Genomic DNA, 21838 nt, shown 5'->3' with positions numbered 1-21838 from the left:
TATCCTCCTTTTCTTAATGATACTTATAAAACTAAGGATGTTCTTGACATATCTTGCTGTTTCCTAAACTCACTTGGACTCATTCCATAATGTTTTTTAAAACTTCGAGCATATGCACTGCTTTCACTAAAACCGTAATTTAGAGAAATAGTGGTGATAGATACTTCTTTAAACATCACCAAATACAATGCTGAACGTTCTAATTTCATTCGTAGCATAAATGTATTAAACGTTTCATCGGCATATTTTGTAAAGTTTCTATGAAAATGATAAGGAGAAATATTTAAATGTTTCGCAACATCTTCTAGTCGTATTTTTTCAGATAAATGGTCTTCAACATAATCTTGTGCCTGATTTACGATGCGTGCGTTGACCATCAGAACTTACGTTTGATTTTTTCAAACCAAGTTTCCTTTTTATGGATATTTTGTATTTCTTTAAGTTTTTTCAAAACAGCTTTGTTGCCTTCTTCGATTGTATAAGGTCCTTTCCCAGCATCAAATACCCATACACCATCTAATGGGACATTAATACTTACACTTGCTTTTTTCAATAAAAGCTTATCTTGTTCAATTCGACCTAAATCAGTAATCCGTGTTCCCAGTGCCATCAACGAATCAAATTCATGAAACTCTTTTTCACTGTGCATTGTGACAGCGATGCTCTCGTCCACGCCATAGGCCTCAATTAATGGAAGAGGTAAATTCATACGAATACCTCCATCTGATAAATGGTAGTTTTCATACGGACATGCATCAATCACAAATGGAAATGAGCACGATGCTCGGACCGCTTTCGCAATGGAGACATCACTCACAACTACCCAATCGTCATCCAAATGTTTAAATTGTTCTGGATGCGAAACAAAGACAATTATTTTTCCCGTAATAATATCCACTGCTGGAATTGCGAGAGGAATTTTCACTTCATTAATGTTTTCAATGTTGTATTGTTCAAAATATTTACCCAACATCTCTTCGAAGATGATCCCATCAACAAAGCCACTACTATCTTTACCGCGTGCCATACTAATCATTTTTAACACCGGTCTTGAGAATACTTTCATATCCTTAACTTCTGATTCAAGTTCTAATAAGACATTCGTTAAGTCTTCAATGGGCATTCCAATTGCTAAAAATGCCGCGATAACTGATCCCATTGATGTACCAGAAACAGCATCTATATGAATGCCTTCTTCGTCCAATGTTTTGAGGATCGGTAATTGAGAGAAGGATTTTATTCCTCCACCTGATAATGCTAGACCAATTTTTTTCATAATATGACCTCCTACTCCTTATTATAGCACTGCTTTTCCCCTTGGTATAAAAAAACACATTCCTAGAAAGAAACATGTTTTTAAAGATAGATTCGTTTAACGCGAGGACCGATGAGTACAATGACTTCATAGATCATCATATCCATTGAATCCGCAATTTCACTGAGGGGACGATTAGGTCCAATCAATTCGACCGTATCATAAAGCCTTATTGATTCATCACATAAAATCATGCTTTGATCCATGCATATCCCACCAACTATTGGATAGGGTTTATTATTAATGTAAACTGGTATTCTTTCGTTTAACCGAGAAAATCCATCGGCATAACCTATAGGTATTGTTCCTACAATGGCTTCTTGTTCAACATTATACGCATAGGAATAGCCCACTGTTTCATCTTTAAACACCTTTTCCAAATAAATAATTTTCGAGTACATACTTAAGACCGGTTTCAACCCTAAACCACCCCGGTACCCATACAAACTAAGACCAACACGAACACCTGTAAAAAATTCAAAGTGATTAAAAAGCTCATAGTCAATATTTCCAGCATGGATATATTGAAAATCATAGTCAATGGACTCAAGTAACGTCCTAAAGGTATGACCTTGTTGAAGTGTTTGTTCATTCCATTGTGGAACCACAAAGTGGGTATAAATCCCTTCAATGTCATAACCATTCATGGCGATAATTTCTTTAACTTCCTGATGGTTCTTTATCCCCATACGATTCATTCCAGTGTTAACCTCTAGGTGAAAACGACCTTTCCCTTTGGTTTGCTTATACCATTCTATTGAAGGAATTGTATAAATAAATTGTGAATTATTTTCTTCAAGCATCAGTTTGGGATTAACATAACTAAAAATTAAAATATCTTTTGTGATACCTTTCGCAGCAAGTCCGCGTGCTTCATCAAGACTTGCAACACAAATAAATGGGCTCTCTTGATTATCATCAAATAGTTTCGCAACCTCATAGTCACCATGACCATATGCATCTGCTTTAACAACAGGTAAAACGTGTTTATCATTGATGACTTCACGAATTGTATCGTAATTATATTTGAGATTTTCCAGAGAAACTTCTGCCCATGTTTCTCTTGTTAGCATTAAATAACCCTCGAATAATTATAAGCAATATAAAGTGCAATTAAGCGATAAACAAGCCAAACAATTGAACCAATATCATCATTTAACACTAATTGAATCACGGTTATGTATGCTTGAAGATCAAAAATTTGAGCTAAGCCAAAGATCGCTATTACATCTGAAATCAAGATACCTATTAAGGTAAATGCAACACCTGTAACGGAAAACTTTAACTGAACTCCTCGTCCAAGTTTGCGAATCGCCATCGCAACACCATAACCTACTAACCATACTAATAGAGAGAAATCAATTTGCTTTCGTATAACCCCTGTTAAGACGCCTAAAACAATTGCAGCGAGTAAACCCGACACAAATGCATATTTATAGCGTTGTTTTTGAGTTAGTGCTCTTATATTAAATATTTCCATAGAATCCTCTTTTCTCATTCTTTCTTACTATTTTACCATAAAGTCAAATATTGTCATGCTTAACTTGTGTGAAAAAACCTTAAATTGATTAAGTTTCATTTTTGTAATAGTTTTTTGTTATAATATCACTATGTAGAAAAGGATGATTTTATGACATTTACACCAGAATATAATGGTAACTTACGCTCAAATATTATCAAAGTACCCGAAGCAGTTGAAAAAGCTAGCGGTATTAAAGTGTTTGGTCGAACAATTCGTTCGTTTGTATTTACAACGGATGTTGCTATTATTCGAAATTGCAATGCTGATGCAGTAATTGCAATCTATCCCTTTACACCTCAACCAGTTATCAGTCACGCGATTACTCAAGCAGCTGACATACCTGTTTTCTCAGGCGTTGGTGGCGGAACCACAAGAGGTCCTCGTGTTGTTGCATTAGCCGTTGATGCTGAACAACAAGGCGCGATGGGGGTCGTCGTGAACGCCCCGACTAAGAATCAAGTGATCACCTCAATTAAACAACGACTTGAAATACCAGTTATTGTCACAGTATTGAACGAACGTGAAGATATTCAAGGTCGCCTTGATGCAGGAGCAGACATTATTAATGTTTCCGCAGCATCACGCACCCCAGAAGTTGTTTTAGAAATTAGAAAAAAATTCCCTGATATTCCAATTATCGCTACAGGAGGACCAACCAATGAATCCGTTAAGCAAACAATTGATGCAGGAGCCAATGCCATTACGTTCACACCGCCAACAACAGCTGATTTATTCAAAAGCATGATGACGCGGTACCGCGAATAAATATGTTACGATATTGCTAAGGAAATGGGAGGATTTTATGAAACTTACAATCACAGATGATGCAGCAAACTGGTTTATATCAGAACTTGATCTCAAAAAAGGAGATCATATTAAATTTTTTGGAAAAGTCTACGGACCACATGACGGCTTCTCAATCGCAATGGAAAAAGTAGAACCAAGCCGAATCTTTCATATGACTCAAGCTCAAGGTATTAATTTTTATGTCGAAAAAAATGATGCATGGTTTTTTGACAATTCAGACCTAGCAATTACATTTAACGAATCTATAAAAGAACCTCACTATGAGTTAATCAACAGGTGATTTATGGAAAAAAACAGTCGACCCTTAGTGCTCCTCGCACTATTCTTTATCATTTTAGGTATCTTTCAAGGAGCCTCATTAGAGTCATTCAGACATCTCGTTGTTACTGCGGATGTTTTAGTCGCTGATTATTTTCAAATTGCTGGAGAAGGTAGCACTTATTTAAACGTCGGAGTTATGCTATTAAGTTCGACGTTTTTATTATGCTTTCTTGATGTTAAATTTAATGGAATTGTCGTCTCTTCATTGTTTTTAATTATTGGGTTTTCCTTTTTTGGAAAAAACATCTTAAATGCAACTCCGATTGTAATTGGTGGACTCATTGCAAACTATGTTCACCACGATGATATTCAAAGAACGATTCCCTATATCCTAGCCGCGACAGGGCTTTCGCCCTTAGTCAGTGAAATTATGTTCCATCTTCCATATTCGTTTTTTATTACCGTACCCCTTGCAATTGTTGTTGGCATTAGTGTTGGATTTATTACACCTTCTATCACAATCTACCTCAGAAAAGCACATAAAGGACTCACACTCTATGGCACAGGATTTTCTCTTGGTTTCATTAGTTTAGTCTATGTGTCAATCATGATCTTATTTTCATATCAATTTCAATCTGTTGATTTTTGGTCCCATGAGACAGTACTCAAAATACATCTTGCTCTCATTTTTATTGTGATTCTATTAGGTGTTTGGTTAAAGGGTGGTTCTTGGGGAGAATACAAAGAACTTCTTCAAGATCACAACATCGAGAAAATGGATTATTTAAACCATTACTCTGTAGAAACAAGCGTCATGAACATGGCACTTAATGGACTGGTTGTCCTAGCCTACTTGCAGCTAATTCAAGCACCTTTAAACGCCCCTACTCTTGGAGCCTTATTGGTCGTTGTCGGGTTTGGTGTTTATGGAAAAACACCTTATTCTATCATCCCAATCTTAATTTCTATTTATCTTGGAGGAATCCTAAATATTTGGGATCCTACCAGTCCAGCTATGATTTTTGCTGCATTATTCGGAACATCACTGGCTCCAATTGTCCATCATTTTGGAATTGGACCTGGAATGCTTGCTTCTTTCTTAAACGCAACAATCTCAACTCAGACTGGTGCATTTCATGGTGGACTCGATTTATATAACACAGGATTTGCAGCAGGAATTATTGCAGTCTTATTCGCTGCGGTTGCTGAGTCATTTTCTCATCGTAAATTATGATATAATACTTAACAAAAGGAGACTATGTACATGAAGAAATTAATAAATAAAGATTTTCTAAACTACAATTACCTCTCAAATGTAAATACCAGTCCAAATGGCCAACTCTTTACATTTGTTAAAGCAAAAGCAAACTATGATGACAATAAATATGATCATCAGTTATACGTCAGTGATGGTTTATCTCACCGTCTCGTCATGAATTTGAAAGAATCACCTTACCACATTTGGTACAACGACACATCAATTCTGAGATCCAATGTTAACGATAACAAAACCAAGGTTGAGATTATCGATATTAATACAAAAGAAGTGCTTAAAACAACAGAAATCCCTTTTCCTGTTTCAAGTTTAAAAAAAATTAGTGACTCTCAATTTATCGTAAGTGCTTCATTACAGCCTGATTTTTTTGATGATGACTTTTCTGAACATGATTATGATTTACACGAAGTCATTGAGACCATTCCTTTTTACAGTAATGGTGGAACTTTCACAAGAGGAAAAACAAATCAAATTTTTATCTATGATTTAGAAACTGGAGACTTTGAGCAAATCAGCTCATTTGATGAAATTGTTTCTAATTATCGCTTTGTAAAAAAGGAAAACATTATTTATTTTACATCAATTCCAAACACTGGAATCACAACGTTCTATGATTCAGTTTATATCTATGATTTAAATACTGGTCAAAGAAAAGATGTTTATACTGAAAAAGAGTATTCTATTGCAGATCTTATTCCCTTGAATAACAAACTTTATGTTTTCGCATCAACTCTTAAAGAACATGGTATCAATCAAAACAATGATTTTTACTTGCTTGAAGATGGGGATCTAAAACAAGTTGCTGAGTTTTCACTCAGTGCATGGAATTCTATTGGTAGTGATGTTCGTTTGGGTGGTGGAACAAGCCGAAGAATCCATCATAATAAATTCTATTTTGTAGGGACGTATCATAAAACAAACCGTTTATATGTTTTTGATGGAGAAACGGTTGAGATTGTGATTGAGCCTGAAGGAAGTATCGATCATTGGGAATTCTATAAAGATACTATTTTAGCCGTTCATCTTGATTCAACTCGACTACAAGAACTTGCATTTATAAATGAAGCTAACCAGATTGAACTCATTTCAAACTTTAATCATTCAAATCTAGAAAACTACTATGTTGCGAAACCTGAGTATATTGAGTTTGAGAATGATGGTCAAAAATTAGATGGTTGGATCCTCTTTCCAAAAGATTATGAAGAAGGAAACACTTATCCAGCAATTTTAGATATTCATGGAGGTCCAAAAACAATTTACTCTGATGTTTTCTATCACGAAATGCAAGTTTGGGCAAATGATGGTTATTTTGTCTTCTTTGCAAATCCGCGTGGTGGTGATGTCTATGGCAATGATTTTGCTGATATTAGAGGGAAATATGGAACCATTGACTATGATGATCTCATGGCCTTTACAGACCTTGTTCTAAGCAAATACCCTATCGATCCAAGTCGTGTTGGTGTTACAGGAGGATCGTATGGAGGATTCATGACAAATTGGATTGTTTCTCATACAAATCGCTTTGCCGCTGCCGCTACTCAACGAAGTATCTCTAACTGGATTTCATTTTATGGTACTTCAGACATTGGCTACTACTTCGCAAGCGACCAAACAGATGCTAATCCTTATGAAAAGCATGAACAGATGTGGGAACAATCACCGCTAAAGCACGCCCAAAACATAGAAACACCTTTATTGTTCATTCATGCTGAACAAGACTACCGTTGCCCAGTAGAACAAGCAATGCAACTCTATACGATTGTTAAGGAAAAAGGTGTCGAAACTCGCTTCATTTGGTTCAAAAATGAAAACCATGATTTATCACGAACTGGTAGTCCAAAAAATAGACTTACTCGCCTTGAAGAAATACAAAATTGGATGAATAAACACATAAAATAGTCATTCATGACATCTATTCACCAATTTATACAATTCGAAGCCGAATCGATGATGATTTAGATATTATGTATATGCAGCCAATGGTTGCATACTTAATAATAATATAATCTTCATCTTCTAACTCACATATTTTATTAAGTAGAGAAAGAGCCGCAAGGCTCTTTTTTGTTGCGCCATTTCGATGGGTTTGGTATAATCAATCTACGGGGATGTCATGGTTTCGACAGGATCTCGTTTGATTCAGATAGCAGTGGCTGGTCACCTAAAACCAAAAAACTATAACTGGAAACAACAGTTTACAATTTGCTGCTTAATTAGCGATTACGCTGCAGCATGATTCTAGGCACTTTGTCTTTGGGTAAATAGAATCAACAAACTCACAAAGAATAAGGGTGTATGAGCTCGTCATACCACCTCGAAAAACTTAGAGCACATCAAAGTAAGGTTTGTCTGTGGCTCAAGCTTTGATTATCTAGAAACAGAATAAACTGTAGACATCTGAATGTGGAACATTTCTTGGACGCGAGTTCGACTCTCGCCATCTCCACCATATTTATTAGACATCATAAAAACCCACTTAACAGTGGGTTTTCTTGTTTTTAAAGTTTGTTTTTATACGAAAAGGACTACAAAAGGACTACAAAATTAAAATTTAAAAATTCGACAACTGATACTATCAAGAAACTTTCCTATAATAAATTTAGAGCGCTGAATGAGTTTTTGTTATATTGTCACATTTTTTATTCTTACTTAATTCGTTTCCAAAATACTTGCTTTACTACTCAATGTGTAATGTAATGTAAGTAAAGAAAGAAAAGGAGTGATATAATGACTTTCCAAGAATTACTTAAAAAGAATAATATGACTAACTATCGACTACACAAAAATACCGGAATTCACGAATCAGTGATCGGCAATTGGGTCAATAACAAACGTGATCCTTTAAGAATGCCTTTTGAGCATGCATTCTTAATTTCAAAAGAATTTGGACTGTCGATGGAGGAACTGTTTTTAACTTTATCTTCTGGTCATGAAAAAACGGAGCCCTAAAAAGATCTTCGTTTTCTATTTCATTATGAATAACATGATGGCTACAATCGAACATAACAACTGTTTCTCTTTAAATCCCATCACTGCATCTTCCAATCAACCTTACTAACTCAAGCTTGATTTCTAGGAACATCAAAATTTTATGTTGGATTTCACAACCAACTAAGTCAACATCATCTTTAATACAACGTTTGAAAACAGTTTGTTCCAATAAAAATTACAAGACTGCTGTTTTAGTTACCCCGCAGATAGTATATATAAGGAAAAGAATTACCACATCGAAAGACTTACTCAAGAATTAGAGCAATTGAATTTAACAGTAACAATATTCGACTATGATACAGATGCCCCTGCAATTTTGATGAAAGCAGATGTCATTGAATTTATTCGCGCATCAAACACAGTAAAATTTCTTAAAAACTTTTCAAATACAAATATTCTTATCGGAATGAGTGCAAGTAGTCTTATTCTTCAAAAAGTTTTAACTCTTATTAATCAACTCACACCAGAGATGAACTTTTTAAATTTAACAAATATAAACACATTAAATTTAGTTGTGGTTGAAATTCTACCTCATTGGAATAAGTTAGAAGATCGATCCCCTAACATTCATAAGGTATTAAATAACTATAACTACGATGTCATTACTCTTAGTGATTAAGAAATAATTATTATTGATCAGAGTAGTATCGAAATTATTAGGGACTTTAATCGCTTCTAGAAACTTCACCCTGAGAGATAACACATTAATGTACCTGTCCCTTCCGTACAGTATCGTGCTATAATTACTGTACGGAAGGGACGTGTCAAATGGATAAACTTAAACAACTGGCAAAAGAAAACAACGGTTTATTAAAATATTCAGACTTATTAGAGAACAATTATAGTAAAAGAGAAGTCGGAAAACTTGTAGAAAATAATACTATTCGAAGAGTTGCTCGCGGATACTACTATCATAAAGACTTCACAACAGACAACATGTTTCTTTTACAAAATCAAAATAATTCAATCGTTTATAGTCATGAAACTGCAGCATATCTTCATAATTTAACAGATAGGTTTCCAAGAAAATTATCTATGACAATGATACATGGTAGCAGAATAAGGGAGATTAATTCTTTTAATGTTTTTTACGTAAACGCTAGCGTGCATGAGATGGGCATTATTACTATGAAGAATAATCTGGGAAATGACGTAGTCGTTTATGACAAAGAACGAACTATTTTTGATCTGATTAGAAGTAAAAACAGAGTTGAATTACAAGTTTATCAAGATAGTATACGAAACTATTTTCGAAACAAAACTAATCTTAATAGACTTTCTCAATATGCTAAAGAACTAAATATCCTAAATGAAGTGTATGAAATTGCTCTTTTATTTCAAGATGATAAGGAGATTTAAAATATATGGTAAACATCGATTCATGGAAACACCGAATGAAAAAATTTCCGAAACTAAAAATTTAGATATTCAAGAAGTTTATCAGCGATTTATCCTCGAGGAATTTGCAAGAAAAATTTCTTTTTCAAAACATAAAGAACAATTTGTTTTTAAAGGCGGATTTGTAGTATCAACCTTGTTAGGTTTTGACACAAGAATGACACGCGATATAGATGTAACTTACAAGAGTATTGTGTACTCGAAAGAAGAAGTTGAGACAATCATCAAATCGTAAAATCTTTATCAGATTCCATTATCTTTAATAACAACTTCAAAAACTATATAACTGTTCAATATTCCGAATATAGTATTACTCTAGCAGATGTCATAGCTAAGTTTGATAAAATTTATTACGCTCTCGAATTCAAAAAAACAATTGCCACACAATTAGTTTAGATTAATCCCTAATTTATATTCACTTATATTGTTTTTCTTTAAGAGTATTCATGGATTAAACAATCAACGTTGCCATGACTTCCACAACAAACAAGTCAACATCAAAAAGCCCACCAAATAGTGGGCTTTCAATGTTTTATACTTAATTCTCTTTTAAACCATTACAAAATAAACTAATATAGTTTCCATCCGCATCCAACACAATCGCATAGTATTGTCCCCACACTGCATTCCATGGTTCTTTGAACACCTTATATCCACTATCTTTTATTGCTTTGACTTTAAGTTCTAGTTCATCAGTTGAATCGCATAAAAAAGCAAGTTCTATTCTTTCTCCGGTCAACTGAGGTTCAAATCCGTATACACCTGATATCATTTCTTTGGTGTTTAAAGAAATTCTGATGTTCTCACTCACTAACTCAACATAGTTTTCCATTGCAACATCTGATACTTCAAATCCTAGTGTTTTATAGAACTGAAGTGACGCTTCCATATTTTCAACAATTATTCCAATCATATCTAGTTTCATATCATTATAGCCTCCTAATTACTATCTTATCTAAATAATTGTATATTCTCTTGTATAAAATGGACAAATTTCAAAGTTAACGATATTTATCAATTAATTCCGTCGGATTTGTACCACAATATTTTTTTATTTCCTTATTTAAATGTGATGAATCAAAATAATTTAATCGATGTGATAACTCTGTAATTGACTCAAAATCACCACTGAGCAATGATTGCAATGTTTTTTGAAGGCGGATTGTGTTGACAAGTTCTTTGGGTGACAGGCCATAATGCTTTATCACTTCTCTGTAGAATGTTTTGTTCTTTAATTCTTTCTGTTCTTGAAATTGTTTTAATTCTAATTCAATGTTTTCACTCAAATAGGATTAATCGATTATATTAACCCAATCATTATCAATAACAGGAGTATAATGGTCTAAAAACTCGTAAATCAGTTCTTGTTTAGCATTCCTATCTTTCAAATCAAAGATCTTCATCAGTGATTTTAATTCTGGCGTATTTTCATTGGTAAATTGACGATTTGTGAAACAATCACTCATCTTAATCTTTGGAAATATATGGTAAGCAACACCGGGTCGGAGTCGAATACCCATAAAGTCAAATGGATCACTACTCTTTAATTTAACAGTCGATGTTTTGGTTGCACCGATAAAAATAGTTCGCTCTTTCAAATCAAATATAATATCAATGCATGCGTCAGTTAAGATTGAATTATAAATATCTTTTGTTGATTCCTTGGTCATATACCAAAGACAAATTTCGGGATTGATTCCAGTACGGACGACTTCTTTATACATTACTTCTGTATTAAATTCTTTATCAAGTGTTTGTGGGATTTGAACAACCTTGTACATCAATGATCACCTTCCATAACGTAATTATACAATAAGCAGTTCTGTTATATTGCACTTCTTCTTGAATTATTAGACATTCAAATCGTTTTCACTCATTGTTTAGGCAATAAACTATAAATTATCAAACGTAAAAATCACAAATTCTAGGTTTTTCAGGGGTGTTTTCGGTTTTTTTGGACAATATTAGCCTTCTAGGCAAGTTTAGTTTGAATAACTTTTCAAATCATGATATATTTAAACTACATAATGAAAGCAACATTAAATAATACCAAAACTGTTATTCTATGTTTCATTTTGTAAGAAGGAGGTATTTTTTAATGGAATCAGGAAAAGTAAAATTCTTCAACGCTGAAAAAGGCTTCGGCTTTATCGTAGTTGACGGATCAGAACAAGAAGTATTCGTTCATTTCTCAGCAATCGTTTCAGATGGTTACAAAACATTAGAAGACGGACAAGCTGTTTCATTCGACATCGTTGATGGCGAACGTGGACCACAAGCAGATAACGTACGTGGTTTATAATCACTAAATTAAAAGGAACTGATTTTTTATAATCAGTTCCTTTTTTTGTATTTAAATACCATTATTTTTGTCTAGACGATAACTCATTACACATAAAATCATTCCTAAAACAATAAAATATATAGGCATTGTTGTTAACGAATCGGTCCGAATAAAAGACATAACTCTCATTAATCCACTTATTGCTAGGTAGTAGCCTAAACTAAGAAGTGAACCGGCTGTTCCATAAACATCTTCAAAGCCATTGAGTGATAAACTGATGGCATTCGAGAGTGCCATTGCTGTTCCAAACCTAATGACAAACATACCTATAATATATAACAAAGGTTTGATAGGTAATGGATAATTCAAACTACCAATGAATAACATCAGGACTGCTCCTGTTAAAACTATTCCATTACCGATTGAAATAATGCGCTGTGGACTGTATTGTTTTAGAAGCCTTTGGGTAATTAGAGCTCCTAAAATTGTCGCCACAGCAAGATAAACTCCAAATGTTCCAATTTTAGCGAGAGACATATTAAAATGACTTGTAAATAGTAGAGGTATCTCCATATAGTAAATAGACATAATTGCATTGTAAGATGCAATAAAGAATCCATAGATTAATACATTTTTTGACAATGCCATTCGTTTCATAACTGCTAGAATATTGACATGTTTTCTATCAGTTTTTATCATTGTTTCAGGAAGCTTGTAGTATGCTATTCCAACAATTAATAAACTTGCTAACACAAGGAAAGTAAGAAGTATTTGTACTCCGCCTTTATCTACTAAAGCACCGCCTAAAATAGGTCCTATGCCCGGAACCAATGCTAGAGCAATTGAAACCTGGGAAAAGAGTTTGTTTTTAACATCTTCTGAAAAAGCTTCTCTTAAAATTGTTTGGGTTGTCACTGATCCTGTTGCTAAACCAAATGCTCCAACAAACCTTCCCAGCATAAACAAATTGAACGAGGATGATTGTATAGAAAAAATAGTTCCAATAATATAGGTTATAAAACCTGAAATCATTGCAGTCCGTCTACCTTTTATATCTGAAAAATAACCCCAAAAGAGCACTCCTAGAGCAAAAGCGACGAAATATAGACTTAGAACAAGTTGTGCTTGATTAATATGGATTTTGAATCGTTGTGCAATGTTTTGAATTGATGGGGATAGCATTGCTTCATGTAATTGTGGAAACCCCAATAGTAATATAAGTAAAACAAAATTTGGTTTTTTATTTTCGATGTTTTTCTTCAAAATATTCCTCCTATCGAATTAGATATGAAAAAAAACATCAAAATCGGGTAGGGGAGCTATTTTTTTGATTATCTCTGAATATATCATTAATAACAGTTCCTTTCAACCAAAGAACTATAGCACACTTGATAAGCAAATGACAATAAAACACCAATAATTTTGGTGTTTTATTATGCTGTTCAAGTTTTTAATAAAGTCCAGTTTTAGTTTCTTTCAAGTTTATAATGATATTTTTTTGTTGTGTGTAATGTGCAATCATTGATTTATGTGTCTCACGTCCTATACCTGATTTTTTATACCCACCAAATGGTGCTCCTTCTGGAACTGTATTGTAAGTATTGACCCACATTCTTCCTGTTTCGATTGCTCGTGAAACACGGATGGCTCGGTTGATGTCTTGTGTCCATACACCACCACCCAGTCCGTAGTCACTGTCATTCGCCATCTTGATGACTTCATCTTCATCACTAAATTTAATAACAACTACGACAGGTCCGAAAATTTCTTCTTGGGCGACGGTCATCTCGTTAGTAACATTTGATAACATGGTTGGGGCTGTAAAAAATCCTTGGTCCATAACACCACCTTCTAAACGATTTCCTCCCGTTGTTACAACTGCTCCTTCTTCAATTCCAAGTTCGATGTAACGAAGAACTTTATTCATTTGATTTTCACTAACTTGTGCACCCATTTGTGTTTCTGGATCCCACGGCATCCCTACTTTTACTGTCTCAAATTCTTGGGCTGCTTTCTGTAAGAATTCTTCATAAATATCTTCATGAACAAATACTCTTGAACCTGCACAACAGACTTGACCTTGATTAAACAGAATACCAATCAGTACGCCTTCAATTGCAAGATCCATATTAGCATCTGGAAAGATAATGTTTGCTGACTTCCCACCCAACTCTAATGTTGCGGGAATAAGCTTATCAGCTGCCGCTTTTGCAACCTGATACCCTACCTCTGTTGATCCAGTAAAACTTAATTTTTGAATTCCTTCATGTTCTAAAATATATTGACCCGACTTAGACCCTGAACCGGTAATTAGATTCAAGACGCCTTTTGGTAAGATATCAGCTTCATCAATAAGACGCACAAGTTCTAGTGCACTTAGTGATGTTGCGCTTGATGGTTTTAACACAATCGTATTTCCTGTGGCTAATGCAGGAGCAAGTTTCCAAGCTGCCATCAATAGGGGGAAATTCCACGGAATAATTTGTCCAACCACCCCAAGTGGTTCGTGAAGAATAAGGCTAAGGGTGTCTTCATTCAACATGACTGCTGAACCTTCTTCGGCTCGAATGACACCCGCAAAATATCTGAAGTGCTCTATTGCTAATGGAACATCCATTGCTGATGTTTCCCGAATAGGTTTTCCATTATCCATTGTCTCGACCAAGGCGAGGTGGTCAGTATTTTCTTCCATTACATCCGCAATTTTATGCAATATCTTTGCTCGTTCTGATGGACTTACAGCCTTCCATTTTGGGAATGCTGCTTTAGCAGATTGTACTGCATCATCCACATCCGCTTGACTTGCTTGCGCAATCTTTGCTAACTCTTCTCCATCAGAAGGTGAAAAGGATTTAAAGTATTCACCATCACTGGGCTGTTGCCACTCACCATTAATGTATAATTCATATTGTTTAGCTATATTCAATTTTGGTTTATTCATATTATTCCTCCTTCACAGTTTACTCTATCACCTACTGAAAGCGCTATCAACGGTTGTGACCTTAGTCAAAAATACAATATTATGTCTTTTCATTTGACCCTTCTATCGACGTTCTATATCATAGGTATAGAGATGGAGGAAATACAGTGAAAAAAGTTTATTTAGTAAGACATGGGGAGACTTTATTTAATTATTATAAGAAAATGCAAGGATTTTCTGATTCGCCGCTTACCAAGGATGGTATTCAACAAGCTGGTTTAGCAAAACAATATTTTGAGGAACAAAATATCCTCTTTGATGCAGTTTACGCTTCAACCTCTGAACGTACCCATCAAACCTTAGAAATAATAACAGATCAACCATACACCCGTTTAAAGGGCATTAAAGAGTGGAACTTTGGGAGTTTGGAAGGAGAAAGTGTCTTAATTTTACCAACGCCTTTTGAAAAAGACTTCTTTGTTCAATTTGGTGGTGAACACCGTGAAGACTTTTCTAAAAGAGTTTTGGATACGATTCATGATATTGTAGAAACATCTTCAGCATCATCTATATTAATTGTTGTCCATGGTGGTGTAATCTTTGAGTTTTACCAAGAATGGCTTAACCATAGTGAAATTCGTTTAAAAGACAATGTGAAAAACTGTTCTATCTTTGACTACACATACTCGGATAACGTCTATACATTAGAAAATATTATTGAACACGACTTGGATTAATCAAAAAAAACTTAGACATTGGAACGGTATCGACCAACTTCCATTGTCTAAGTTTTTTATTCGAAATTACTGACGTATTTAATTTCGCCAGCAATGATTTTATCATACAAGGATTGTTTTTGATCAATATACGCTAGAGATTCTTGGATTTTTTCCAACTTCAGCAACAATTCATTTCGTGTTTCTTCAAGCATGATTTTACGTTGGGGAATCGAATCAATACCCGCTATACACAGTCCCATATATCTTTTAATGTCTATGAGACTCATTTCACACTGTCTTAAACACACTAGTCCTTTAATCCATGCAATATCCTTCTCATCGAACTTCCGATGATTGTTGCTATCTCGTTGATGGTTAGGAACAAGTCCTTCATTACAATAGTATTTTAATGTCTCATAACTTAATCCTGTTTCTAAACAGACTTCTTTCATTGATTTCATAAGTTTCTCCTTTTCTTCTTGACCGGTAGTGACACCCGTATTGTATCATTAATCTAGAGGAGGAATAAGATATGAAAAGAATTTATTTAATTAGACATGGTCAAACTCTCTTTAATCAACAACAGAAGATCCAAGGTTTTTGTGATTCTCCGTTAACCGAGCTTGGAATAAAACAAGCACTCGTTGCAAGAGAACATATTGATCAATTAGATTTTAATTTCGATGAAGCATACTGCTCCACATCTGAAAGAGCAAGTGATACCTTAGAGATCATCACTGACTTACCATATAAACGTGTCAAGGACCTTCGTGAATGGAACTTTGGAAGTTTAGAAGGTGAATCGGAGCATTTAAATCCACCCCTTCCCTACAAAGATTTTTTTGTTCAATTTGGGGGTGAGGATGAGCATGCATTTCAACAACGGTTTACAAGCGCTGTTGACTCCATTGTGTCTCATTCATCTAAGAAAAATATATTAATTGTAGCTCACGGTGCTGCGATTGCTCAATTTTATAGAAAATGGGAAAAACATAATTGTGTCTTTCGATCCAATCGAATTCAAAATTGTTCAATTTTCAAATATAAATATGAAGATAATGTTTATATCCTTGAGGACATAATTGAACATGATTTTAGTAACTTGTAGTGGTATAATTATCAAAAAGGTGGATGATTATGACAAGTTTTGAAAATGAATTGAGTGAGATTATTCATTCAAAAAGTGTATTGGGATTAGTGGCATGTACAATGAATGACGATAAAATTCATACGTATTCTAAAGGAACAACAAATGGAGAAATCGCAACAAACATTGAAACTCGTTATGATCTTGCTTCAATCACAAAGTTATTTGTTACAACTCGAATTTTCCAATTGATGGATGAGAATCGTTTAAGTTTAGATACAGTTGTACAAACGATTATTCCGGAATTTAAGCATCATTCAATGACAATTTCTGAATTGCTTTTACATACCAGTGGTCTTTTACCTAGTGCTAGAACACGGTATGAATTAAGCAATCAAGCCTTAATTGATTATATTTTTTCAATGAATGATTATGTTGACCAACAGCGAGGTCAAACCGTTTATTCGTGCTTAAATTTTATAATTCTAGGAAAAATTATTGAACGTCTTGATCAGTCTTTAGACCAAAGTATAAAGGAAAACATTCTCGATCCATTGAATATGTCTTCCACATCATTTAATGGACATAATGCAGCTCCAACTGAAATTTTGAATAATGGTTCAACGATACAAGGACGAGTTCACGATCAAACAGCTTTTGCTTTAGGAGGCATTGCTGGTAATGCCGGTCTATTTAGTACCTTGGAAGACATGAGCCGTTTTGCTAAAGGCTTGTTGAGTGATGATCGCATCATGAGTTTTGAAACAAAAAAATTAATCATGGAAACAAATATTGGTCAGCGGTCGTATGGATGGAATCGTTTTAATGATGATGTATTATTTCACACTGGATCAACAGGTCCTTTATTTCATATTGATTTTAAGCATAATCAAGCATTTATTTTATTGACAAATCGGACGTATCCAGATCGGGAAAACCCTCTTTTCTTACGTCAACGTGAAAACTTATTCACACTCTATTTAGATACAAAAAAAGGAGCTTAGCTCCTTTTTTAAATTTCAAATTTTTCTAAATTAATCTTTTTTAATACTGCATTAATTAGATGTATAAAAGTATCTCTTTTACGATGAACAAATTCCCCAATCCCTATGCCAATTAATGCACCAACGATCACATCACTTGGGTAGTGGACATAAACATATAATCTTGAAAAGGACATCAGAATTGCGATCGTCATAATCCAATGTTTATAACTGGCATTTTCTCTGTATAAGAAATATGCAACAGCAAATGAGCTTGCTGCATGTCCCGAGGGAAATGAAGCTCCAAATGGTTCGGGAATTAATAACGCTATGTCAGAAACTAAAAACGGTCTTGGGCGCATAAAAATCGGTTTTAGAATTAAACTTACGACAATTAATTCAATAATAATCGATACAACTGCTAAAGAAGCTGTTTGTCGTCTTTCTTTTTTCATCCACATAATAAAAATCAGTAATAGCCATATTTCTGCATGATCTCCCATGCGTGTTAAAACGGTAAAAAATATATCTAAGAGTGGATTTCTCCATGTTTGTATCAAATCTAAAATTTGCAATTCCATGCTATCACCATTTCCATTTTCTAATATTATACCACAAGTTTTTAGTGATGTTTTAAGACAAAAATTTCTTGAGCTGCATGGTATGATATTGAGACTTCAAGGCCGTTGACTTCAACAACAATAGGCCCTTCATAAGGTAACTTTTTAACAACTTTGAAATCGTCATTTAACTTAAACTTTATAACTTCTAAATATTCTAGGAGTTCTCCTGTATCACTGACTTTTTGAAAGGTGCCATGATCATCAATTGTTAAAGAAGCAAGCGATACTGTTGAATCATCGACTTCTTCACTATTTCCAAAGATTATTTCTCCATGAGGACAATGTTTGGGTTCGTCTAAAAATTCATTTAAGCGATCGGCTAACTTTGACGATGTAACGTGTTCTAAAACCTCGGCATCATCATGAACTTCTGTCCAGGAATAACCCAAGTGATTGACTAGAAACACTTCCCACAGTCGATGTTTCTTCACAAGATCTTTGGCTTCATTTTTTCCTTCTTCAGTTAACATTAACCCCATTGTTTTATCACGATCAACATGACCTGTATCAATGAGTTTACGAATCATTTCACTTGTGGAAGCAGCAGAGACTGAAAGATTTTCAGATAAATCTTTGTTGTTTAGCTTTGTTCCTTTTTCATTGTGTTTGAAGATTGCTTTTATATAATCTTCACGACTGGGAGTCATCATCTTCATCATCCTTTCAAAATTAGGTGCGCCTAACTATATTCATTATACATGTAAAGTTTGGGTAATTCAATTAATTTGGTATTATTAGAAGTAGGAGGTTTTATATATGATACTATCTTGGCATGGGCATTCATGTGTACAAATACATTGTGCGAATGGGGAATCAATACTCATTGATCCTTTTATAACCGATAACCCAGATTCTGATTTAAATCTTAATGAGTTGAATCCAGATTATATTGTGCTTACACATGCTCATAACGATCATTTTGGAGATACACTTGAGATTGCTAAAAAGTCAAATGCTTTGGTGATTGCAATGGTCGAGCTTGCTGACTTTATTGAGCTTCATGACCTTCGAACTCATGGAATGAATATCGGTGGTAGTTATAAATTTTCTTTCGGTAATTTAAAGTTTGTTCCTGCACTTCATTCTTCGTCCTTAACAATCAATAATCAAACCCTAGCAATGGGGCTTGCAGCTGGGCTTGTCTTTGAGATTGAGGGCAAACGAATCTATCATGCTGGTGATACAGCATTCTACTCAGACATGAAAGAACTGGCACCGATTGATTTAGCATTTGTCCCCATTGGAGATAATTTCACTATGGGAATTGACGATGCAGTCAAAGCCAGCCAAACGATTCAAGCAAAGAATGTCGTACCGATTCACTACAATACTTTTCCAGTAATTCAGCAAAACCCTCAAACATTTATTGACCGTCTTGATCCTGGTCAAGGACTTCTAGTCAATGCGGGTGATAAAATAGAGTATTAAACCAATTCTGTTTAGAATTGGTTTTTTTAATCGAGTAAATAGTTTCGATCGATTGTTATTTTTATCTTATATGGATGAGCTTTTAACGCTTGATTCAAGTCTTGAATAATTTCCTCATCATCTAATTTCACAGAATTGGGAACAACGACATCAAAAATTAGAATATTATGAACTAACCTTAAATCATGATATCGTAAGTCTTCATCAATGGTATTCAATGCCTTTTTAACATCTTCATTCAATCCATTAAGTAAGGGACTCTTTAAATCTAACGGATCTAAATGAACAACCATATCCATTTTAAAAAGTTTATTTATTTTATATTCTAAGTGATCAATAATATCATGTGCTTCTTGCAAACTCATTTGGACATCCACTTCAACATGAACACTGGCATAATGACGCCCTGATCCATACGTGTGAATGATTAAATCATGATAACCAATGATTTCTTTTGATGCATCGAGAATATCTTGAACGCCTTTGATCAATGCATCATCTGGTCGAGCACCTAATAAGTCATGAACAAAATCTCTTAACATTTCAATTGATGATCCAATGATTAAAAAAGAAATCAAAACTCCTAAAAAACCATCAATCTTATAACCTGTAAGTGTTTGAATCCAAATTCCTAAAAGAATCGAACTTGTAATAAGAACATCATTTCGGCTGTCTTTGATATTAGCCTCAATCACTTCTGACTTTGACTGTTGAAACATCCTTCGATAAAAAATCATTTGGAGTATTTTCACAACAATTGAAATGATCAATATCCATATTAAGACAGAAGACACTTGAAGTTGACTGGGTTGAATTATTTCTGTTACCGATTCTCTAAGCACATCAATTCCAAGATATAACATAATAATTGAGATAACAAACCCACTAATTAATTCGAATCGTGCATGACCAAAAGGATGTTCTCGATCGGCTGGTAAACTTGATAATTTAAAACCAATGGCCGTGATAATCGATGAAAGAAAATCTGAGAGGTTATTAATAGCATCACCAACAATCGCTGTACTACCTGAACTTAATCCAATCACAATTTTCATAATAAAAAGCAGAAGGTTACTCAGTATCCCAACTGCTCCAACTTTAATCCCGATGTTTGATCTATTTTCATTCATAGATTAATTGCTCCTTTGACATCTTGGACATAAACCATAAAGTTCCAATTGATGTCTTTCAATAATATAGCCCGTTTTTTCTTGAACTTGTTTTTCATAGTTTCCTAATGGACATGATTCAATAACAATGATTATACCACATTCAGTACAGGTTAGGTGGTGTTTATGAATATCACGATTATAATCATAAAGTGACATTGAAGGCTCGATAGGAACCGTTTTATTAACTAAGTGTTTGGCTTCAAATGCATCAAGAATTCGATAAATTGTGGATAAGTCCATTTCAATCTGTAATTCATCCCGAATTTGATTTATCGTTAAAGGAATCTCGCTACTTTTCAATACATGAAGAACATCAGCTCGTTGTTTTGTGTACTTTAATCCGTTCGATTTTAGTTCCTCTTTTACTTTCATGACTTTTCCTCCTTCATGTATTCAACACTCACGCCTAATTCTTCAATACTTATTGTTCCTCTAGTCATATCACTAAGTGGCTCTAGTTGATCTTTTTGACTTGTAAGAATGGTATAAATTGCTTGTTCTTCATAATCACGTTCAGTAACGATCGCATAATCTGCTAGATTGTTTTCAACATCATTCGTATATTCATAAGGAAATTGTATTTTGATTTTAAAGACTTGTTGTGGAATTAGAAGTTCTGCTTCTTCAATCGCAAGACTTACACTTGAACCATAGGCTCGAATCAATCCACCAACACCCAACTGAATTCCACCATAATATCGAACCACAACCGCGATAACATAGTTTAAATTATTCCCTCTTAAAACTTCGAGCATTGGCAATCCTGCACTTGAGGCAGGTTCTCCATCGTCATTAGATCTCTCAATTTCATCACATATATATGCAGAACAATGGTGTGTCGCTTTATAATGTTCTTTTTTTATCGCTTGCAAATATTCTTTGGCCTGGTCTTCATTTTGAACCGGTGCAAGATAGGCAATGAATTTTGACTTTTTAATGATTTGCTCAGTCATCAACTCTTTTTCAATTGTCTTATAATTTGTTTTTATCATAGCTCTATTATAATCCATTTTAGAGTTTGAGTAAAACGTGACGATTTAATAAAAAGGAAG

Annotated in this window: 28 protein-coding genes and 1 other RNA gene; 14 read left to right on the top strand and 15 right to left on the bottom strand. The window is 34.3% G+C overall.

All coding sequences use genetic code 11. The annotated features are described in order from the left end of the window. Nucleotides 1-23: 23 nt before the first annotated feature. The 4 genes from GVV10_RS00680 to GVV10_RS00665 all read right to left on the bottom strand — a co-directional run bounded on the left by GVV10_RS00680 (nucleotide 24) and on the right by GVV10_RS00665 (nucleotide 2795). Nucleotides 24-377 carry a helix-turn-helix transcriptional regulator gene (locus GVV10_RS00680; protein ID WP_159518522.1) on the bottom strand — a complete coding sequence of 118 codons (354 nt, stop codon included), beginning with the start codon at nucleotides 375-377 and terminating at the stop codon, nucleotides 24-26. Continuing rightward, complete coding sequence (locus GVV10_RS00675) at nucleotides 377-1276, bottom strand: patatin-like phospholipase family protein (RefSeq protein WP_159518520.1); 900 nt, start codon at nucleotides 1274-1276, stop codon at nucleotides 377-379. The genes GVV10_RS00680 and GVV10_RS00675 overlap by 1 nt, the downstream gene beginning before the upstream one ends. 80 nt (nucleotides 1277-1356) lie before the next feature. Then, nucleotides 1357-2388, bottom strand: a complete 1032-nt coding sequence (alr, locus tag GVV10_RS00670) for an alanine racemase (protein WP_159518518.1) — start codon at nucleotides 2386-2388, stop codon at nucleotides 1357-1359. Then, nucleotides 2388-2795 carry a hypothetical protein gene (locus GVV10_RS00665; RefSeq protein WP_159518516.1) on the bottom strand — a complete coding sequence of 136 codons (408 nt, stop codon included), beginning with the start codon at nucleotides 2793-2795 and terminating at the stop codon, nucleotides 2388-2390. Before GVV10_RS00665 ends, alr begins: the two co-directional genes overlap by 1 nt. A gap of 150 nt (nucleotides 2796-2945) precedes the next feature. Between GVV10_RS00665 and GVV10_RS00660 the strand changes: the two genes are divergently transcribed. The 9 genes from GVV10_RS00660 to GVV10_RS00620 all read left to right on the top strand — a co-directional run bounded on the left by GVV10_RS00660 (nucleotide 2946) and on the right by GVV10_RS00620 (nucleotide 9805). Next, nucleotides 2946-3602 carry a beta/alpha barrel domain-containing protein gene (locus tag GVV10_RS00660; protein WP_159518513.1) on the top strand — a complete coding sequence of 219 codons (657 nt, stop codon included), beginning with the start codon at nucleotides 2946-2948 and terminating at the stop codon, nucleotides 3600-3602. A gap of 37 nt (nucleotides 3603-3639) precedes the next feature. Next, the gene (locus GVV10_RS00655) at nucleotides 3640-3924 is read left to right on the top strand and encodes a HesB/YadR/YfhF family protein (protein WP_159518511.1); all 285 of its coding nucleotides are present in this window, start codon (nucleotides 3640-3642) and stop codon (nucleotides 3922-3924) included. A 3-nt stretch (nucleotides 3925-3927) separates the two neighbouring features. Then, a complete protein-coding gene (locus GVV10_RS00650; protein WP_159518509.1) occupies nucleotides 3928-5139 on the top strand; it encodes a DUF1576 domain-containing protein in 1212 nt (403 codons plus the stop codon). A gap of 30 nt (nucleotides 5140-5169) precedes the next feature. Beyond that, nucleotides 5170-7080 (top strand): S9 family peptidase, encoded by a 1911-nt coding sequence (locus GVV10_RS00645; RefSeq protein WP_159518507.1) that lies wholly within the window; start codon nucleotides 5170-5172, stop codon nucleotides 7078-7080. 205 nt (nucleotides 7081-7285) lie between these two features. Beyond that, nucleotides 7286-7630: a transfer-messenger RNA gene (gene ssrA, locus GVV10_RS00640) on the top strand. Between the two features lie 278 nt (nucleotides 7631-7908). Further along, on the top strand, nucleotides 7909-8130 hold the full coding sequence (locus GVV10_RS00635) for a helix-turn-helix domain-containing protein (RefSeq protein ID WP_159518505.1): 222 nt from the start codon (nucleotides 7909-7911) through the stop codon (nucleotides 8128-8130). 307 nt (nucleotides 8131-8437) lie between these two features. Further along, complete coding sequence (locus tag GVV10_RS00630) at nucleotides 8438-8791, top strand: Type 1 glutamine amidotransferase-like domain-containing protein (RefSeq protein WP_159518502.1); 354 nt, start codon at nucleotides 8438-8440, stop codon at nucleotides 8789-8791. 149 nt (nucleotides 8792-8940) lie between these two features. Continuing rightward, the gene (locus tag GVV10_RS00625; protein WP_159518500.1) at nucleotides 8941-9531 is read left to right on the top strand and encodes a type IV toxin-antitoxin system AbiEi family antitoxin domain-containing protein; all 591 of its coding nucleotides are present in this window, start codon (nucleotides 8941-8943) and stop codon (nucleotides 9529-9531) included. A 22-nt stretch (nucleotides 9532-9553) separates the two neighbouring features. Next, on the top strand, nucleotides 9554-9805 hold the full coding sequence (locus GVV10_RS00620; RefSeq protein WP_159518498.1) for a nucleotidyl transferase AbiEii/AbiGii toxin family protein: 252 nt from the start codon (nucleotides 9554-9556) through the stop codon (nucleotides 9803-9805). 303 nt (nucleotides 9806-10108) lie between these two features. On the opposite strand, the gene GVV10_RS00615 is transcribed toward GVV10_RS00620, so the two are convergent. The 3 genes from GVV10_RS00615 to GVV10_RS00605 form a co-directional block, all read right to left on the bottom strand. Further along, nucleotides 10109-10495, bottom strand: coding sequence for a VOC family protein (locus GVV10_RS00615; protein WP_159518496.1), 387 nt, complete (start codon nucleotides 10493-10495; stop codon nucleotides 10109-10111). 76 nt (nucleotides 10496-10571) lie between these two features. After that, nucleotides 10572-10856: a helix-turn-helix domain-containing protein gene (locus GVV10_RS00610; RefSeq protein ID WP_159518494.1), complete on the bottom strand. Its 285-nt coding sequence runs from the start codon at nucleotides 10854-10856 to the stop codon at nucleotides 10572-10574. Between the two features lie 6 nt (nucleotides 10857-10862). Further along, complete coding sequence (locus GVV10_RS00605) at nucleotides 10863-11351, bottom strand: DUF6597 domain-containing transcriptional factor (protein WP_159518492.1); 489 nt, start codon at nucleotides 11349-11351, stop codon at nucleotides 10863-10865. A 317-nt stretch (nucleotides 11352-11668) separates the two neighbouring features. Between GVV10_RS00605 and GVV10_RS00600 the strand changes: the two genes are divergently transcribed. Next, nucleotides 11669-11872 carry a cold-shock protein gene (locus GVV10_RS00600; RefSeq protein WP_159518485.1) on the top strand — a complete coding sequence of 68 codons (204 nt, stop codon included), beginning with the start codon at nucleotides 11669-11671 and terminating at the stop codon, nucleotides 11870-11872. Between the two features lie 51 nt (nucleotides 11873-11923). Here GVV10_RS00600 and GVV10_RS00595 read toward each other — a convergent pair whose 3' ends face one another. Further along, complete coding sequence (locus GVV10_RS00595) at nucleotides 11924-13117, bottom strand: MFS transporter (RefSeq protein ID WP_159518482.1); 1194 nt, start codon at nucleotides 13115-13117, stop codon at nucleotides 11924-11926. 187 nt (nucleotides 13118-13304) lie between these two features. Then, nucleotides 13305-14795 carry an aldehyde dehydrogenase family protein gene (locus tag GVV10_RS00590; protein ID WP_159518480.1) on the bottom strand — a complete coding sequence of 497 codons (1491 nt, stop codon included), beginning with the start codon at nucleotides 14793-14795 and terminating at the stop codon, nucleotides 13305-13307. Nucleotides 14796-14941: 146 nt separating this feature from the next. Between GVV10_RS00590 and GVV10_RS00585 the strand changes: the two genes are divergently transcribed. Next, entirely contained in the window at nucleotides 14942-15511 is a 570-nt protein-coding gene (locus GVV10_RS00585) for a histidine phosphatase family protein (RefSeq protein WP_159518478.1), read from the top strand. Between the two features lie 56 nt (nucleotides 15512-15567). Here the strand turns inward: GVV10_RS00585 and GVV10_RS00580 are convergent, their stop codons facing one another. Continuing rightward, nucleotides 15568-15954 carry a MerR family transcriptional regulator gene (locus tag GVV10_RS00580; protein ID WP_159518476.1) on the bottom strand — a complete coding sequence of 129 codons (387 nt, stop codon included), beginning with the start codon at nucleotides 15952-15954 and terminating at the stop codon, nucleotides 15568-15570. A gap of 71 nt (nucleotides 15955-16025) precedes the next feature. Here GVV10_RS00580 and GVV10_RS00575 point away from each other — a divergent pair, with 71 nt between their 5' ends. After that, a complete protein-coding gene (locus tag GVV10_RS00575; protein ID WP_159518474.1) occupies nucleotides 16026-16601 on the top strand; it encodes a histidine phosphatase family protein in 576 nt (191 codons plus the stop codon). A gap of 29 nt (nucleotides 16602-16630) precedes the next feature. Beyond that, nucleotides 16631-17584, top strand: coding sequence for a serine hydrolase domain-containing protein (locus GVV10_RS00570; protein WP_159518472.1), 954 nt, complete (start codon nucleotides 16631-16633; stop codon nucleotides 17582-17584). A gap of 8 nt (nucleotides 17585-17592) precedes the next feature. Here the strand turns inward: GVV10_RS00570 and GVV10_RS00565 are convergent, their stop codons facing one another. Both GVV10_RS00565 and GVV10_RS00560 read right to left on the bottom strand, forming a co-directional pair. Continuing rightward, nucleotides 17593-18144 (bottom strand): phosphatase PAP2 family protein, encoded by a 552-nt coding sequence (locus tag GVV10_RS00565; RefSeq protein ID WP_159518470.1) that lies wholly within the window; start codon nucleotides 18142-18144, stop codon nucleotides 17593-17595. 41 nt (nucleotides 18145-18185) lie between these two features. Beyond that, nucleotides 18186-18836 carry a metal-dependent transcriptional regulator gene (locus tag GVV10_RS00560; protein ID WP_236261837.1) on the bottom strand — a complete coding sequence of 217 codons (651 nt, stop codon included), beginning with the start codon at nucleotides 18834-18836 and terminating at the stop codon, nucleotides 18186-18188. Nucleotides 18837-18942: 106 nt separating this feature from the next. Here GVV10_RS00560 and GVV10_RS00555 point away from each other — a divergent pair, with 106 nt between their 5' ends. After that, nucleotides 18943-19614, top strand: coding sequence for a metal-dependent hydrolase (locus GVV10_RS00555; RefSeq protein WP_159518468.1), 672 nt, complete (start codon nucleotides 18943-18945; stop codon nucleotides 19612-19614). A 26-nt stretch (nucleotides 19615-19640) separates the two neighbouring features. Here the strand turns inward: GVV10_RS00555 and GVV10_RS00550 are convergent, their stop codons facing one another. From GVV10_RS00550 to GVV10_RS00540, 3 genes are read right to left on the bottom strand one after another with little or no spacing between them, the layout of a single operon-like run. Next, nucleotides 19641-20744 carry a cation diffusion facilitator family transporter gene (locus tag GVV10_RS00550; protein WP_159518466.1) on the bottom strand — a complete coding sequence of 368 codons (1104 nt, stop codon included), beginning with the start codon at nucleotides 20742-20744 and terminating at the stop codon, nucleotides 19641-19643. A 3-nt stretch (nucleotides 20745-20747) separates the two neighbouring features. Beyond that, the gene (locus GVV10_RS00545) at nucleotides 20748-21158 is read right to left on the bottom strand and encodes a Fur family transcriptional regulator (protein ID WP_159518464.1); all 411 of its coding nucleotides are present in this window, start codon (nucleotides 21156-21158) and stop codon (nucleotides 20748-20750) included. After that, nucleotides 21155-21796 carry a YigZ family protein gene (locus tag GVV10_RS00540; RefSeq protein ID WP_159518462.1) on the bottom strand — a complete coding sequence of 214 codons (642 nt, stop codon included), beginning with the start codon at nucleotides 21794-21796 and terminating at the stop codon, nucleotides 21155-21157. The genes GVV10_RS00545 and GVV10_RS00540 overlap by 4 nt, the downstream gene beginning before the upstream one ends. Between the last annotated feature and the right edge of the window lie 42 nt (nucleotides 21797-21838).

This window comes from Erysipelothrix urinaevulpis (assembly GCF_009828835.1).
GTDB classification, from domain to species: domain Bacteria; phylum Bacillota_I; class Bacilli_A; order Erysipelotrichales; family Erysipelotrichaceae; genus Erysipelothrix; species Erysipelothrix urinaevulpis.
Note: the sequence above shows the minus strand (reverse complement) of the source record. Positions and strands in the feature narration are given on the sequence as shown.

What these genes read in the sequence shown, in the direction of transcription:
- GVV10_RS00655 (WP_159518511.1), top strand. Translation starts at nt 3,640, where the DNA reads ATGAAACTTACAATCACAGATGATGCAGCAAACTGGTTTATATCAGAA.
- GVV10_RS00665 (WP_159518516.1), bottom strand. Translation starts at nt 2,795, where the DNA reads ATGGAAATATTTAATATAAGAGCACTAACTCAAAAACAACGCTATAAA.
- GVV10_RS00635 (WP_159518505.1), top strand. Translation starts at nt 7,909, where the DNA reads ATGACTTTCCAAGAATTACTTAAAAAGAATAATATGACTAACTATCGA.
- GVV10_RS00555 (WP_159518468.1), top strand. Translation starts at nt 18,943, where the DNA reads ATGATACTATCTTGGCATGGGCATTCATGTGTACAAATACATTGTGCG.
- GVV10_RS00560 (WP_236261837.1), bottom strand. Translation starts at nt 18,836, where the DNA reads ATGATGACTCCCAGTCGTGAAGATTATATAAAAGCAATCTTCAAACAC.
- GVV10_RS00565 (WP_159518470.1), bottom strand. Translation starts at nt 18,144, where the DNA reads ATGGAATTGCAAATTTTAGATTTGATACAAACATGGAGAAATCCACTC.
- GVV10_RS00615 (WP_159518496.1), bottom strand. Translation starts at nt 10,495, where the DNA reads ATGAAACTAGATATGATTGGAATAATTGTTGAAAATATGGAAGCGTCA.
- GVV10_RS00570 (WP_159518472.1), top strand. Translation starts at nt 16,631, where the DNA reads ATGACAAGTTTTGAAAATGAATTGAGTGAGATTATTCATTCAAAAAGT.
- alr (WP_159518518.1), bottom strand. Translation starts at nt 2,388, where the DNA reads ATGCTAACAAGAGAAACATGGGCAGAAGTTTCTCTGGAAAATCTCAAA.
- GVV10_RS00680 (WP_159518522.1), bottom strand. Translation starts at nt 377, where the DNA reads ATGGTCAACGCACGCATCGTAAATCAGGCACAAGATTATGTTGAAGAC.
- GVV10_RS00575 (WP_159518474.1), top strand. Translation starts at nt 16,026, where the DNA reads ATGAAAAGAATTTATTTAATTAGACATGGTCAAACTCTCTTTAATCAA.
- GVV10_RS00660 (WP_159518513.1), top strand. Translation starts at nt 2,946, where the DNA reads ATGACATTTACACCAGAATATAATGGTAACTTACGCTCAAATATTATC.
- GVV10_RS00620 (WP_159518498.1), top strand. Translation starts at nt 9,554, where the DNA reads ATGGAAACACCGAATGAAAAAATTTCCGAAACTAAAAATTTAGATATT.
- GVV10_RS00625 (WP_159518500.1), top strand. Translation starts at nt 8,941, where the DNA reads ATGGATAAACTTAAACAACTGGCAAAAGAAAACAACGGTTTATTAAAA.
- GVV10_RS00645 (WP_159518507.1), top strand. Translation starts at nt 5,170, where the DNA reads ATGAAGAAATTAATAAATAAAGATTTTCTAAACTACAATTACCTCTCA.
- GVV10_RS00675 (WP_159518520.1), bottom strand. Translation starts at nt 1,276, where the DNA reads ATGAAAAAAATTGGTCTAGCATTATCAGGTGGAGGAATAAAATCCTTC.
- GVV10_RS00650 (WP_159518509.1), top strand. Translation starts at nt 3,928, where the DNA reads ATGGAAAAAAACAGTCGACCCTTAGTGCTCCTCGCACTATTCTTTATC.
- GVV10_RS00545 (WP_159518464.1), bottom strand. Translation starts at nt 21,158, where the DNA reads ATGAAAGTAAAAGAGGAACTAAAATCGAACGGATTAAAGTACACAAAA.
- GVV10_RS00540 (WP_159518462.1), bottom strand. Translation starts at nt 21,796, where the DNA reads ATGGATTATAATAGAGCTATGATAAAAACAAATTATAAGACAATTGAA.
- GVV10_RS00605 (WP_159518492.1), bottom strand. Translation starts at nt 11,351, where the DNA reads ATGTACAAGGTTGTTCAAATCCCACAAACACTTGATAAAGAATTTAAT.
- GVV10_RS00600 (WP_159518485.1), top strand. Translation starts at nt 11,669, where the DNA reads ATGGAATCAGGAAAAGTAAAATTCTTCAACGCTGAAAAAGGCTTCGGC.
- GVV10_RS00550 (WP_159518466.1), bottom strand. Translation starts at nt 20,744, where the DNA reads ATGAATGAAAATAGATCAAACATCGGGATTAAAGTTGGAGCAGTTGGG.
- GVV10_RS00580 (WP_159518476.1), bottom strand. Translation starts at nt 15,954, where the DNA reads ATGAAATCAATGAAAGAAGTCTGTTTAGAAACAGGATTAAGTTATGAG.
- GVV10_RS00590 (WP_159518480.1), bottom strand. Translation starts at nt 14,795, where the DNA reads ATGAATAAACCAAAATTGAATATAGCTAAACAATATGAATTATACATT.